Source organism: Verrucomicrobiia bacterium, assembly GCA_036405135.1.
In the GTDB taxonomy this organism is placed as follows: domain Bacteria; phylum Verrucomicrobiota; class Verrucomicrobiia; order Limisphaerales; family JAEYXS01; genus JAEYXS01.
This window is the reverse complement of sequence record DASWYF010000013.1, coordinates 23,334-36,925: the sequence shown is the minus strand read 5'-3', so window position 1 is coordinate 36,925 and position 13,592 is coordinate 23,334. Positions and strand designations below refer to the sequence as shown.

Below are 13,592 nucleotides of genomic sequence, written 5' to 3'. Positions count from 1 at the left end.
TTCATAGCAGCGGTTTTTAAGCCGCTGTAAATGCAATCAGAATCACGGTCACGTAGTGACTGAAGAATACTTCTTGCGTCGCTAACGCGACGCGGCTCTCAAACAAAAAACGGCGGCTTAAAAGCCGCCGCTATGAATCTTTCGTGCCTCACAGCACGGGGCATTGCGCAATAGATCGCAAACTCTTTGTGCTTTTTGCGCCTTTTTGTGGCCACCCATTTCCGCCTCCTGACCTCGACGGCTACGTTCTCACCAACTTCGCTACATACGCGCCATCCACGCCATCCTTGAATGGAATCAGTTCGCGATCCACTTCCAGTTTGTAGCCCTTTTCCAATTCGAGGAAGGTGTTCACCACGTCGCGGTTTTCCTCCGGCTCCAAGCTGCACGTGCTGTAGATCAGCGTGCCTTTCGGCGCGAGTTGCGCGGCGGCTTTGCGCAGGAGTTCCAGTTGCTGCACACGCAGGCGGTCGATCTCTTCTGCACGGATGCGCCAGCGCAGGTCCACACGACGGCGCAAGACACCAGTATTCGAGCAAGGGGCATCGACAAGGATACGGTCGAAACGGAATTTGAGCTTCGGTTCATCAGCCAAATCTGTCTCCACCGTTGTGAAACCAAGGCGCTTGCAGTTCTCTTTGACGAGCTTCAGGCGCGCCTCAGACACATCACGCGCCACGACCAAACCGCTCGAACCAATCTTTTGCGCGATATAAGTCGCCTTGCCACCCGGAGCGGCACAGGCATCGAGGATGCGTTCGCCGGGTTTCGGGTCCAGCATCCTCACCGCCAGCAAGGTGCTGGGGTCTTGGACGTAAAAGAGGCCCTGCCGGAAACTTGGCAGCGTTTCCAAAGCCGGATGGCTCTTGAAACGGAACATCAGGTGTTCATCCAGCCAATCCCGCGTAAAGAAATCATACTCCACCATTTCCGCGCGCCAGAGGGGGATAATCTGCTCCGCATTCGTGCGCGTGGTGTTCAGACGGGCGAAGGTGGCAGGCGCAGTATTATTCCAAGCTAAGAGCTTTTGGGTGTCTTCTTGCCCGAAGCGATTGAGCCATTTCTCCACCAGCCAAGCGGGTTGGGACCATCCTAAGGCCGGGTCTTTCAGCTTCAATTCCGCCAAAAGCTGCTGTGTGGCCTCTTTTTCCCGGCCATAGCCGCGCAAGGTGGCATTAATAAAGCCGGATTGCGGACCGTAACCGAATTCACGGGCCAATTCCACCGTTTCATGCACGGCAGCGTGGTCCGGAATGCGGTCCAGCCAGAAAAGTTGATACAATCCCAGCCGCAAAAGCAGGCGGAGATCGGATTTTTGCGGACGACCATCGGTTTTACGGTCTATAAGCCAGTCCAGCGTGCCGCGGGCACGCACGATTCCGTAAACCAGCTCCTGCACCAGCCCGCGATCGGGGCCGGAAAGGCGCTGGCGGGATAGCTCCATATCCAGCAGGTTTTCCGTGTATTCATCGGACTGTTCACAGCGTCTCAGGACGCGTAAGGCAATTTCTCTTGGTTTTTGACCCGTCACGCCCTAAATATGACGGACACTGTATTGCAGGCGAGTTATTTGATATGAGAGACGAATTTGAGAAACTGGCGCTGGCGGGCAAGATCAACATCAAACACGTAGACGTGCTGGTGCAGCTCGCCCAAGGCGGTTACTGCATGCATCGCAGTTGGGGCTTTGGCCGCATCACCACGGTTGACACTGTGTTTGCCCGGTTCACCATCGATTTCCAAGGCAAGGCCGGTCATTCCATGGATTTGTCCTTCGCTGCGGATTCCCTGAAGCCCATCGCCAAGGATCACATCCTCGCGCGTAAAGCCTCGGATATCAACAGCCTGCGCCAGATGGCCGCGCTGCATCATCTGGACCTCATCAAGCTCGTGCTCTCCAGCTACGGCGGGCAGGCTTCCGTGGACCAGATCCAGACCGCGCTGGTGCCGGACGTCATCGCCAGCGACTGGAAGAAGTGGTGGGAAGTGGCCAAGCGTGAGATGAAAAAGGATGGCCACTACATCGTTCCGTTGAAAAAGAACGAACCCGTAGTGATGCGCGAGCAGACGGTGTCCTTGCAGGACCGTCTCTTGAAAGAGTTCCGCGCCGCCAAAGGCCTGAAGGCGAAGCTCGTCGTGGCCAATGAGATCCAAAAGAGCCTGGATGATTTGCAAGACAAGAACGGCGCCGTGACAGAAGTGGTCACGCAATTGAACGCAGACATCCAGTCCCATCAACGCACGATGCCGGCGCTCGCCTTGGAAGCCATCTTCCTCCGCGATGACCTGCGTCAGGCAGCCGCCCTCGCTCCGCAAGCGGGTGAAGTGAATGGTAAGGATGTCTGGTCTGGAGAGACATCATTCCAGTCCATCATGGAGTCCATGTCCGCCGCGAAGTATCGCCGCGCACTCCAATCCTATCAGGAAGCTTATCCGGCCTCATGGCATGAATCCCTGCTTTCTTTGCTGAATTTCTCCTCGGCCAAGCTCTGCAGCGAATGCGCGGCGGTGCTGTTGCAATCTGGCAAGCTCCAAGAGCTGAAAGCGCATTTGGCCCGCACCGTCAGTCAGCACACGGCCAGCAGCGAATTGCTCCTTTGGCTCGCCAAGGAGCGTTCGGATACGTTCGCGGACATTCTTGGGCCGGAAGTGTTCCGCGCCATGCTTACGGCGATGGAACGCGACCAGTTCAACGAGATCCGCTCGAACCGTTTGCGTGATTTCATCCTAGATGACCAGACCTTGCTCGTGGAACTCATCGGTTCCGCTGACTTGGAAGTCATCAAAGATTTGACCCGTGCGTTGCAACTCTCGCCGAGCTTCGATGACATGGACAAGCGCTCGCTGCTCGCGCGCATCGTGAAAAATTATCCGTCCATCCAGTCGCTCATAACGGGTGAAACCTCCAAGCAGGACAGCGGCTTGGTCGTCTCCTGGGAGAGCTTGGAACGTCGCAAGGCGGAATACGAAGAACTCGTCCAGAAGAAGATTCCCGCCAACCGCAACGACATCGCCATCGCCCGCAGCTACGGCGATTTGCGCGAGAACCACGAATACAAGTCCGCGAAGGAAGCCCAGAAGATCCTCATGCGCCGCAAGGGCGAGCTGGAAGTGCAGCTCGTGCGTGCCCGTGGCACGGACTTCTCCACGGCCAAGGCGGATGAATCCGGCATCGGCACCATCGTGAAGGTGACGGAGATCGCCTCTGGCAACAGCGAAACCTACACGCTCTTGGGCGCTTGGGATTCGGAGCCGGAAAAGGGCATCATCAGCTATCTCTCCCCCGTCGGACAGGCATTGTTGAATCACAAGGTGGGCGACGAAGTGGAGATCGAACTCGAAGGCAACAAGCGCAAGTTCCGCGTGGACTCCATCGCGCTGTGGAAGACGCCGCCCACTGCGGCCTAAACCGCAATCGATCCAATTACGTAAGCCGGACTGGGAAACTGGTCCGGCTTTTTGTTTTAACAGCTTTCTCTAGAACAAGGACGTTCACGAGTGATCACGGTCCACTGCTGATCATCACCCGGCCAGTGTCATGGTCGATGAAATAGATCTTATCGACTGGCAACGGAGGCAGGGACGGGATGATCTTCTTTTCCACCATCTCCTCGACGTTATTGGGCAAACGATTGTGCTGAGCTTTGAACGCTTCCAGCCCTTGCTGCACAGGAGCCAGTTCCGGCGGCAATATCGATGCGCCGCCGGCAGGAACCGTTGACGCTGGCGCAGCCTCGGCAGGTTTGGCGGCTATGGTTGATTGGGCCACCATATCCACACCCGCAGATGGCGGAGGTGGTGGTTGTACCGCCAGATCGCCGGAGTCGCCCCCGTCACATCCGACCAGCAGACACGAGACTGACAAAGTAGCAAATAAAACAGGGTTCATAAAAGGGGTCAGTCCTTGGGATTGATGGTCCACATGCCTTGCGGGGCGGCCAGAGTGCCGGATTGGCCCACGGTCTTGGCCGGATTCATCACTTCCGCGTGGGCATCCATGAACAGATAATTGTGCATGCTGTTATGGTAGGCCGTGGTGGGGATGCCATCTTCACCACGAGAACCGTTGGTCTGGCGGGAGGTTTGCAGATGCTGGTCGGCACGATGGATCGCAGCGTAGATGCGGCTCCCAGCCAGGTTCTCAAAGCGTGCCTGCTCTGCGATCAGGAGCGTCTCGGAAGGATCACGGACAATCGATGTGCGCACCGCCGGGAGACGTTTGGCATGGTAACGGCCAGTCGATGAAAGAGTGCTGAAAGACGGGATCACATTGCCCCAAGAACTGGCGGTCGGCCAGTTCGGATAGAAATTGCTGTCGTCATAATAAAGCCCTACTCCCGTATCACTTACTGGCGTCGGCGGCCAGTTCGTCGCCTGCATATTGTGCAATATCATGGAGTAGCTGCGGCGAAACTCCTGGACAGTGGCTGTTCGCCACTGCGTGGAAAGCGGTATCTTGTCCGAAACGCAGCGGAGGAATTTATAGACCTGCACGTCACGCGTACTGACCTGTCCAGCTCCGGTGGCGAACGGAGAAAAGGCGTTCGTACGTGTACCGCCGAGATAGGGGTCCAAAAGAGAATCCCAAGATGCCTGATCCGGTGTCAATTTGACGGTGGCATAAGGGATTTTCTCCGAATTGTCCGTGGTGTACATGTTGTTCGCCACACCGATCTGTTTGAGATTGCTCAAACATTTGGTGGTGTTGGCGCGGACCTTGGCCTGTGCCAGCGCGGGCAAAAGCATCCCTGCAAGGATCGCGATGATGGCGATCACGACGAGCAGTTCGATCAATGTAAAAGCGGACTTCCGGTGCTGTTTCATAAGATTGCAAGCGCCCCAGGCTGGCGCCAAAACTTCGGTTCGGTTTTTCATTTCCAAGAGCCCGCACCAAGCGAGACCAAACTACGACAACAGTCACATCCAGGCGCAACAGGGGCTTCAGGAACATGGATGTCACGAGGCAGATGATTTTGGACAAACAATTTCGTGATAATAATCCAGTTCATTCACCGGCAAAAATGCATGAAGAAAGTGCGTCCAAACTTTTCCCGTCATGACATCATAGAAGAACAAGCCGCAAGCTATGGACCCGATGTCTGCCAATAATCCCGGTGAGGCCGCGAGTGCTGAACAACAACGCACGGAGGCATACTTGCGCCTGCTCACGCAGAATGACCGTTGGCTGGCGACTTACGTATACAGCCTAGTTCATGCCCAAGCGGATGCCGAAGACATCTTGCAGGATTGCAAGGTGGTGATGTGGAAGCAGTTCCACAATTTCACACCCGGCACCAATTTCCGGGCTTGGGCGCGCAAGATCGCCACTTTTCACATCCTGAATTACCGCCGCTCCAAGACGCGCCACCCCACTTCGGTCATTGATGACGAGTTCATCGAGGCGGTGGCGGCAGAGATCGACCGTAACGCCGAGCAGCTCGAGTCCAAGGCGGAGGCATTGCAGGATTGCCTGCGCAAGCTGCCTGAGGTACACCGTAAGGCCATCATCCTGCGATATTACGAGGATCGTGATATCGATGAGATCGCTTCGACCACTGGCCAGTCCTCCGGGGCCGTTTACCGTTTGTTGAGCCGGATCCGCAAGGCTTTGAATGATTGCGTAGAAAGACGACTAAATCTGCCGCGTGCCTTATGAGTTTGAATTCGCCATCCGATGACCGCATTGACCGCGCGATAGAGCAGATGCTCACCCCGGCTGAATGGGAAGCATTCAAGGCGGACGCCATCAAAGACCCAGAACTGCGCGCCAAGTATGTGGACCAACTCTGGCTGCATTCCACACTGCAAGCAGAAAGGGATTCGTTGGGAAAAATGATCGGGGCAACCGAAGCCCCTCTGCCACTGTTGAAAAAGTCTACTGCCGCCATCTGGACGTCCGCAGCGGCAGCAGCATGCATCACCCTGGCGCTCAGCCTGCTCTTGCTGCCCGGACGCAACAAAACACAGGCCATGACCCGGGCAGAAAAACCGCTGGCAACTCTCATACAAGCGGAGAATTGCAAGTGGGGCCCCTCGGAACTGCCCACTGTGCAGAATGCCAAACTCCAAGCCGGCACCCTCTCACTGCTCGAAGGCATGGCAACTTTGAGGTTCGAAAACGGCACCACGCTGTTCCTTGAAGCACCCACCACGATCAAGCTGGTGGATGCGATGCGTTGCCAGGTCCAGGAAGGTTCCCTGGTAGCAGATGTGCCCCCGACAGCGCGCGGCTTCACAGTTTATACGCCGGAGCTCAAGGCCGTGGACAAAGGCAGCCGCTTCGGTGTGACGGTCGGTTCACTTCGCACCACTCACGTCTATGTATTTGATGGCGCAGTAGTGGTGAACAAATTGAACGACACCAAGGAACATCTCTTGGACAAGGGCAAGGCCTTCATCGTGGGTATGGATAACGTGGCTCAAGCCGCAGTGACGCCCGAGCCTGTCCGCATGGAACATATCTACGACCCCGAACGATGGCTTTCCATCCCCACCTCGTTCCGTCGCGGCAAGGATGCCTACGTGCAACGTGGAAAGCGCGAAGCCACCGGGCTCCACTCCTTGCTGATGGTCAAGCACACGGAATTTGAGATCGCCAAAAGCAACGAGCGGCGTATCTACCTGACGTTTGACATTTCCCAGCTCAGTTATGTGGATATCGCTGAAGAGTTCCACATCAGTCCAGTGAACATTTCCGAGGCGCAACTGCTCCTCCAACCGGAGCCGAGCGGATTTGGTTTCGCCTCGCTGGTTCCGGACTGCACATTTGCCATCTACGGCATCACTGATCAAAGCCTCGATTATTGGAAGGAAGGCGGCATCTCGTGGCTCAATGCTCCTGCTGCCAATGATGCAGGATTGCTTCCGAACAAGGTGAAGAAGCTCGCAGAATTCACCCTCCCGCGTGGCAGCTCCACGGAAGTCATCACCATCGAGTCCAAGGAGTTGGCCGACTTCATCCGGCAGGATACCAATGGCTTGGTCAGTTTCATTCTCGTGCGTGAAACAGCCGAAACAGAGCATCAAGGCATGGCGCATGCCTTTGCATCCAAGGAGCATCCGCATGCCAAACCACCGACCCTTAGGATCCGGTAGATGCCATTTTCAACCAGTCAATCATCGGTGAACACAGAGCAAAACTTGTCGATTAAAGGTGCTGACGAACGGCGTCAAATGACCTATATTGTGCCACCTAGTCCCAGTAACAGAACGCCTATGAGCGGAGAGAATGTGAAGCAACAGTTGAACAGTCGTCCTAACGCATGGACGGCCGCTATCCGCCTTTGTCTGGGCGCGGGCCTGATTTCGTTGTTTAGCATCGCCTCCGCACAGGCCGCTACGTTGTCCGCTGCGCAAAAAGCATTGTTTGAAGATAAGGTATTACCGGTGCTGCAAGGGCAGTGCTTTGAGTGCCATTCTCACGCCGGTAACAAGATGAAGGGCGGCTTGGTGCTGGATACACTCGGCGGTTTCATCACCGGTGGTGATAGCGGCCCGGCCATCGTCGTCGGTAAGCCCGAGGAAAGTCTGCTCATCAAGGCCATCAAACACACCGATGACCACCTCAAGATGCCGGCCAAAAAGCCGAAGCTGAGCGAAGAAGAAATCCAGTATCTCAGCGATTGGATCAAGCTGGGTGCGCCTTGGCCCGGTTCCGATCTCTCCAAGATCAAACCGCGTGGCAAGATCACGGATGAAGACCGCCAATGGTGGTCCTTCCAACCGATCAAACAACCTGCCCTGCCCAATGTGAAGGACACAGCTTGGTCCAAGAACGAATTGGATCGCTTCATACTCGCGCGGTTGGAAAAAGAAAATCTCAAACCCGCGAGCGAAGCCGAACGCGGTGCGCTCATCCGTCGCGTGACGTTTGATCTGACCGGCCTGCCGCCGACGCCGGGTGAGGTGGATAATTTCATTCACGACACCTCTCCGAAGGCTTACGAAAATCTTATCGACCGTCTGCTGGCCAGTCCGCGCTACGGCGAACGCTGGGCGCGGCATTGGCTGGACCTCGTCCGTTATGCGGATTCGGATGGTTACCGCATCGACGATTATCGCCCGCTCTCCTGGCAGTATCGCGATTACGTCATCAAATCTTTCAACGCGGACAAGCCTTACAACCTCTTCGTGAAAGAGCAGCTCGCCGGTGATGAGCTGTATCCTAACAATCCGGATGCGATCATCGCCACAGGCTTCCTGCGTCACTGGATCTACGAATACAACAACCGCGATGTGCGCGGCCAGTGGACGACCATCCTGAACGACATCACGGATACCACGGGTGACGTCTTCTTCGGCATGAGCCTGCAATGCGCCCGTTGCCACGATCACAAGTACGACCCGCTCTTGCAGAAAGATTACTTCCGCCTGCAAGCGTTCTTCGCCCCCATCTTGCCGCGCGAAGACATCGTCGCCGCCACGGAAAAGGACAAAAAGGAACACGCCGCCAAGATGGTAGCGTGGGAAACCAAGACGGCGGAAATCCGCAAGGAGATCGAAGAGATCGAAGCGAAGTATCGTCCAGCGGCGGCGAAGAAGGCGATCATCATGTTCCCGGACGAAATCCAAGCCATGATCGCCAAGCCGGTGGCGGAACGCGAACCGCTGGAGCATCAGCTCGCGGAACTGGCCTACCGCCAAGTCTATTACGAGTACGACCGCATGGAGCGAACGATCAAAGGTGAGGACAAAGATCGCTACCTCGCCTTGAAGAAGCAGTTGGCGCAATTCGACAAAGAGAAGCCGGCACCATTACCGGTCGCTTACGCAGCAACCGATATGGGCCCGAAAGCGCCTCCGGTATTCATCCCCAAGAAGGGCAAGGAACCGGTGGAGCCCGGCTTCCTCAGTGTGCTGGATGAGAAACCCGCCACGATCAAACCGCTCGCATCCACCCCGAACTCTACTGGCCGCCGCGCCACGCTGGCCGAATGGCTAACACAACCGGAGAACCCGCTCACGGCACGCGTGATCGTAAACCGCATCTGGCAATATCACTTTGGCAAAGGTCTCGCCTCCAGCGCGAGCGACCTCGGCAAACTAGGCGAAGAACCTTCACACCCGGAATTGCTGGACTGGATGGCCTCGCAGTTCGTGAAAGACGGCTGGAGCCTGAAGAAGCTGCACAAGAGCATCCTGATGTCGGCGACGTATCGCCAGTCCGTCACGCATCCGCAGATGGAAGTGGGCAAGCTCAAGGACCCGGAGAACAAGCTCTACTGGCGCGCGAATGTGCGTCGTCTGGACGCGGAACAGATCCGGGATGCCATTTTCTCAGTGACGGGTGAATTGGAAGACAAGGCCGGTGGCCCTGGCGTGATCGCCAGCGAGCCGCGCCGCTCCATTTACACGCGCATCATGCGCAACACGCGCGATCCGTTGATCGATGTGTTCGATGCTCCGCTGTGGTTCAACAGCGTGTCCGCCCGCGATACGACGACGACGCCGGTGCAATCGCTCTTGCTCATCAACAGCCAGCTCATGTTGCAACGCGCGAAGGCGTTCGCGGAACGTTTGGAGAAAGAAGGTTCGGCAGATGAAGCGCGCCTTGTCGATTACGCATTCCAGCTCGCTTACGGCCGTAGCCCTTCGCCTAAGGAAACGACGGCGGCAGTGCAGTTCATCAAGGAACAGGAAGAGCGCATCGATCCCGTGCGTGCTGGTTCTGCGAAAGCAGCGTTTCTCTACGACAAGCTCCCCTACCGCGATGGTCAGGCGGCCTTGATGTCACCAGAAGGGCCACAGAGCCGCTTCGAGGTTCCGGCGACGGGCATCATGCCGACGAACGAATTCACGATCGAATCCTTCGTGCTGGTGCGTTCGGTTTATGAGAATGGTTCCGTGCGCACGATCGCCGCGAACTGGATGGGCAGTGAAACGCAGCCCGGCTGGTCCTTCGGCATCACGGGCAAGGCTTCACGACGCAAGCCGCAGACGCTCGTGCTGCAACTCACCGGTAACAAGCTGGATGGAAAGTTCGGCAATGAAGCGATTTTCTCGGATCAGCACATCCAGTTCGACAAGCCTTACTACGTCGCGGCGTCTGTGAAGCTCGCCAAGGATGGCAAGCCGGGACAGGTTTCTTTCTACGTGAAAGATCTTTCAAATGACGATGAGCCGTTGCTCATCGCGAAGATCAATCACACGATCACGGGCGGTTACGCGAGCAAGCAGCCATTCACCATCGGTGGGCGCACCGGCCAAGGCCAGTCGTTCTTCGATGGCTTGATCGATGATGTGCGGCTCTCGAACAAGGCACTGGATGTGAACCAGATCCTGTTCACGTCCGAGACGCTGAACAAACACGTGGTGGGCTACTGGCAGTTTGAGGCGAAGCCGGATGTGTTCCGCGATGCGACGGGCAATGGCTTGGACATTCGTCCCTCCGCCGTGTTCGCCAAAACGAAAGTGAATGTGCGCAAGACCGCCTTGATCGATTTCTGCCACATTTTGCTCAATTCGAATGAGTTCCTTTACGTCGAATAGTTATGAAGAAGTCGTTTGATCCACGGTGTCACCGTTACGAGCCGATCTTTTCGCGGCGCGATTTTCTATCGAAGGGCGCGCTGGGATTCGGCTCGTTGGCGTTGAGCTATTTGATGGGGCAATCGTCGGGTCTGGCGAACACACTGAAGTCGCCGCTTATCGGCAAGCCGGCGCAACTGCCCGCGAAGGCCAAGAGCGTGATCTTCCTCTTCATGGAAGGTGGCCCGAGCCATATCGATCTTTTTGATCCGAAGCCTGAACTCAATCGTCTGGCAGGCAAGCCGTTACCGGACAGCTTCGGCAAAGTCATTCTCGCTATGGGTGAGGCGAATGCTCCCCTGCTCGCTTCGCAGCGTAAATGGAAGCAGCACGGGCAAAGCGGCATCTGGGTTTCTGATTGGTTGCCGCATACCGCGACGTGCGTGGATGACATCGCGGTGGTGCGTTCGTGCTACGCGGATGGCATCAATCATTCCTCAGGCGTTTGCCAGATGAACACAGGCTCCATCCTCGGCGGACGTCCTTCGATGGGGGCTTGGGTGAGCTACGGCCTCGGCACGGAGAACACTGATCTTCCCGCTTACGTGGTCATGCAGGATAATCAATCCAGTGTGGTGAATGGGCCGCGTAATTGGAGCTCGGGTTTCATGCCCGCGCTGTATCAGGGCATCCGCTTGCAGAGCGGCACGGAACCGATCCCGAACTTGAACACGCCGGAGGGTATCACGGAGATGCAACAGCGCGGCAAATTGGATTTCCTGAACCAGGTGAATCGTGGTTACGCGAACGAACACCCTGAGCAGACGGAGCTGGATGCGCGCATCATGAGCTATGAACTGGCATTCCGTATGCAGGCAGCAGCGCCGGAAGTAGTGGACTTGAGCAAGGAGACGGAAGCTACAAAGGAGCTTTACGGCATGAACCAGAAGGAGACGGCCACGTATGGCCGCATGTGCCTGCTGGCTCGCCGCATGGTGGAGCGCGGTGTGCGGTTCGTGCAACTTTATCACGGGTCCGGCAGCAAGTGGGATTCGCACAGCAAGATGGAGCAGAACCATTCGTCGCTATGCCTGTCTTCTGACAAGCCGATCGCGGGCTTGTTGAAAGATTTGAAGGCGCGCGGTTTGCTGGAAGATACGCTCGTCGTGTGGGGTGGGGAGTTTGGGCGCACGCCGATGTCTGAGAAAGGTGATGGACGCGATCATAATCCGACGGGTTTTACGATGTGGTTCGCGGGTGGCGGTGTGAAGGGTGGACAGACGATCGGCAGCACGGATGATCTGGGCTTGCACGCGGTGGATCAACGTCTGCACGTGCATGATCTGCATGCGACGATGCTGTGGCTCATGGGCTTGGATAACATGGGGCTGGTTTACAAGTATCGTGGGCGTCCGGAACGGCCGACGCTGAATGAGGGTGAGCCCTATAAGAAGATCGCGACGGGTTAAGTTGTTTTCCATCCGAAGCAAAGCCGGCTCCCGGACGGTTTCGCTTTCTTTCCGTCAGACAGTCTTTTCTCCGTCCAGTTTGGGGCGATAGCCCCATGGCATCTTTCCATCCGGGGGGCGAGGTTGCGTTTCTTATTGAAATCAACCTGCGGAATGTTTCATTCCGCCAGAAAGGAACCATGCCACAAGAAAAGTATCTGGATTGTATCGAAGCCTGTAATCATTGCGCCAACGAATGCACCTATTGTGCTAACGCCTGTCTGCACGAGGAGGACGTCAAGATGATGGCCAAATGCATCGCACTCGATCAAGACTGTTCGATTCTATGCCGGACAGCCTCCCTGCTAATGAGTGCTGATTCCCCATTCGCCGCTGATATTTGCGGCGTCTGCGCTGAAGCCTGTCGCGCCTGTGCGGAGGAATGCCGCAGCCATGATATGGATCATTGCCAGAAATGCGCCGACATGTGCGAGCGGTGCGCGGAGCAATGTGAGAAGATGGCTGCAGAAATGGCCTAGTATTCACCGTAGGGTTGCGGATATTCCGATCCGTAACCCTATTTTTCTATTTCCTGCCCACGTCCATTATGCAAGTTTGCATCCATGCGGAGGCGGCGGCGCAAAATACTCTTCATCAGTGGATTGCTGCTTCTGCTTGGTTTCGTAGCCCTCAATGTGGTGGCGTATCAGCATGCTTGGGCGATGACGCATTTTGTGCGGGATGATAACCGGCGCACGGCACCTCCAGAACAGCTTACCACTGGGAGCAAGATCAAGGTGCTATTCACGGGAGTTTCCATTCCTCGGCCGGAAAACAAACGCACACCGCAAGATGTCGGATTGGAGTTTGTATCGTATCGGTTCATGGGAGCGAAGGGGTTGGAACTGGAGGCGTGGCGGATTCCTCATCCAGCAGCGAAAACGGTCGTGATATTGTTTCATGGATACGCTTCGGCGAAGGATTCACAACTGGATACAGTAAAGGCTTTGAACGAGATGGGTGCAGAATGTTGGTTGGTGGATTTTCACGGAAGCGGAGGTTCAGGAGGCGACACGACGAGCATCGGGTGGGATGAGGCGAAGGATGTGGCGGCGAGTTTTCGATTTGTGAAGGTGCGGTCAGAAGGGAAGAAGATCGTGCTCTTGGGGTCATCGCTCGGCGCGGCATCGATCCTGCGAGCGGTGGCGGCTGAGGGAGTGGAACCAGACGGTGTGATCTTGGAATGTCCGTTCAACAATCTGTTGGAGACCACGCAGAACCGGTTTCGCGTGATGAAGCTGCCGTCGTTTCCATTGGCGCAATTGCTGGTGTTCTGGGGCGGGAAACAGCTCGGGTTTGACGGGTTTGTGCATAATCCGGCGGAGTATGCGAAGGCGGTGAAGTGCCCTGCTCTGCTGATGAATGGGGATACGGATGCGCGAGTAACGCTGGAGAATATTGAAGAGGTGCGGAGGAACTTGCCGGGAGCCGCAACGTTTCATGTTTTTAAGGAGACGGGGCATGAATCATATCTCCGGAAACAGCCAGCAGAATGGAAGCGCCTCGTAAGACCATACATTTTGACTCAAAATAACAACGCAAGTCTTGTTTGCCATTAAGCAAGATTGGTTTAGCGGAGCAAGCATCAGGAGGGGGAAGTTAAAGCAGAACCAAAAG

At 56.1% G+C, this 13,592-nt stretch carries 10 protein-coding genes; 7 read left to right on the top strand and 3 right to left on the bottom strand.

What is annotated here, in order from left to right; genetic code table 11:
- Positions 1-241: 241 nt before the first annotated feature.
- Positions 242-1,531, bottom strand: a complete 1,290-nt coding sequence (rsmB, locus tag VGH19_05635; GenBank protein ID HEY1170834.1) for a 16S rRNA (cytosine(967)-C(5))-methyltransferase RsmB — start codon at positions 1,529-1,531, stop codon at positions 242-244.
- A 44-nt stretch (positions 1,532-1,575) separates the two neighbouring features.
- On the opposite strand from rsmB, the gene VGH19_05630 reads away from it, so the two are divergent.
- On the top strand, positions 1,576-3,408 hold the full coding sequence (locus VGH19_05630; GenBank protein ID HEY1170833.1) for a GreA/GreB family elongation factor: 1,833 nt from the start codon (positions 1,576-1,578) through the stop codon (positions 3,406-3,408).
- Positions 3,409-3,502: 94 nt separating this feature from the next.
- On the opposite strand, the gene VGH19_05625 is transcribed toward VGH19_05630, so the two are convergent.
- Both VGH19_05625 and VGH19_05620 read right to left on the bottom strand, forming a co-directional pair.
- The gene (locus VGH19_05625) at positions 3,503-3,889 is read right to left on the bottom strand and encodes a hypothetical protein (protein ID HEY1170832.1); all 387 of its coding nucleotides are present in this window, start codon (positions 3,887-3,889) and stop codon (positions 3,503-3,505) included.
- 8 nt (positions 3,890-3,897) lie between these two features.
- On the bottom strand, positions 3,898-4,824 hold the full coding sequence (locus VGH19_05620) for a type II secretion system protein (GenBank protein ID HEY1170831.1): 927 nt from the start codon (positions 4,822-4,824) through the stop codon (positions 3,898-3,900).
- A gap of 262 nt (positions 4,825-5,086) precedes the next feature.
- Between VGH19_05620 and VGH19_05615 the strand changes: the two genes are divergently transcribed.
- From VGH19_05615 to VGH19_05590, 6 genes are all read left to right on the top strand, one after another.
- Positions 5,087-5,656 carry a sigma-70 family RNA polymerase sigma factor gene (locus VGH19_05615; protein HEY1170830.1) on the top strand — a complete coding sequence of 190 codons (570 nt, stop codon included), beginning with the start codon at positions 5,087-5,089 and terminating at the stop codon, positions 5,654-5,656.
- Entirely contained in the window at positions 5,653-7,095 is a 1,443-nt protein-coding gene (locus VGH19_05610; GenBank protein ID HEY1170829.1) for a FecR domain-containing protein, read from the top strand. The genes VGH19_05615 and VGH19_05610 overlap by 4 nt, the downstream gene beginning before the upstream one ends.
- A gap of 120 nt (positions 7,096-7,215) precedes the next feature.
- A complete protein-coding gene (locus tag VGH19_05605) occupies positions 7,216-10,488 on the top strand; it encodes a DUF1553 domain-containing protein (protein HEY1170828.1) in 3,273 nt (1,090 codons plus the stop codon).
- A gap of 2 nt (positions 10,489-10,490) precedes the next feature.
- Positions 10,491-11,936: a DUF1501 domain-containing protein gene (locus VGH19_05600; protein ID HEY1170827.1), complete on the top strand. Its 1,446-nt coding sequence runs from the start codon at positions 10,491-10,493 to the stop codon at positions 11,934-11,936.
- A gap of 179 nt (positions 11,937-12,115) precedes the next feature.
- The gene (locus VGH19_05595; protein ID HEY1170826.1) at positions 12,116-12,454 is read left to right on the top strand and encodes a four-helix bundle copper-binding protein; all 339 of its coding nucleotides are present in this window, start codon (positions 12,116-12,118) and stop codon (positions 12,452-12,454) included.
- Positions 12,455-12,538: 84 nt separating this feature from the next.
- The gene (locus VGH19_05590) at positions 12,539-13,534 is read left to right on the top strand and encodes an alpha/beta fold hydrolase (protein ID HEY1170825.1); all 996 of its coding nucleotides are present in this window, start codon (positions 12,539-12,541) and stop codon (positions 13,532-13,534) included.
- Positions 13,535-13,592: the final 58 nt, after the last annotated feature.

Coding starts and splice junctions, on each gene's coding strand:
- VGH19_05620 (HEY1170831.1), bottom strand. CDS start 4,824: ATGAAACAGCACCGGAAGTCCGCTTTTACATTGATCGAACTGCTCGTC.
- VGH19_05615 (HEY1170830.1), top strand. CDS start 5,087: ATGGACCCGATGTCTGCCAATAATCCCGGTGAGGCCGCGAGTGCTGAA.
- VGH19_05595 (HEY1170826.1), top strand. CDS start 12,116: ATGCCACAAGAAAAGTATCTGGATTGTATCGAAGCCTGTAATCATTGC.
- VGH19_05590 (HEY1170825.1), top strand. CDS start 12,539: ATGCGGAGGCGGCGGCGCAAAATACTCTTCATCAGTGGATTGCTGCTT.
- VGH19_05600 (HEY1170827.1), top strand. CDS start 10,491: ATGAAGAAGTCGTTTGATCCACGGTGTCACCGTTACGAGCCGATCTTT.
- VGH19_05630 (HEY1170833.1), top strand. CDS start 1,576: ATGAGAGACGAATTTGAGAAACTGGCGCTGGCGGGCAAGATCAACATC.
- VGH19_05605 (HEY1170828.1), top strand. CDS start 7,216: ATGAGCGGAGAGAATGTGAAGCAACAGTTGAACAGTCGTCCTAACGCA.
- VGH19_05610 (HEY1170829.1), top strand. CDS start 5,653: ATGAGTTTGAATTCGCCATCCGATGACCGCATTGACCGCGCGATAGAG.
- VGH19_05625 (HEY1170832.1), bottom strand. CDS start 3,889: ATGAACCCTGTTTTATTTGCTACTTTGTCAGTCTCGTGTCTGCTGGTC.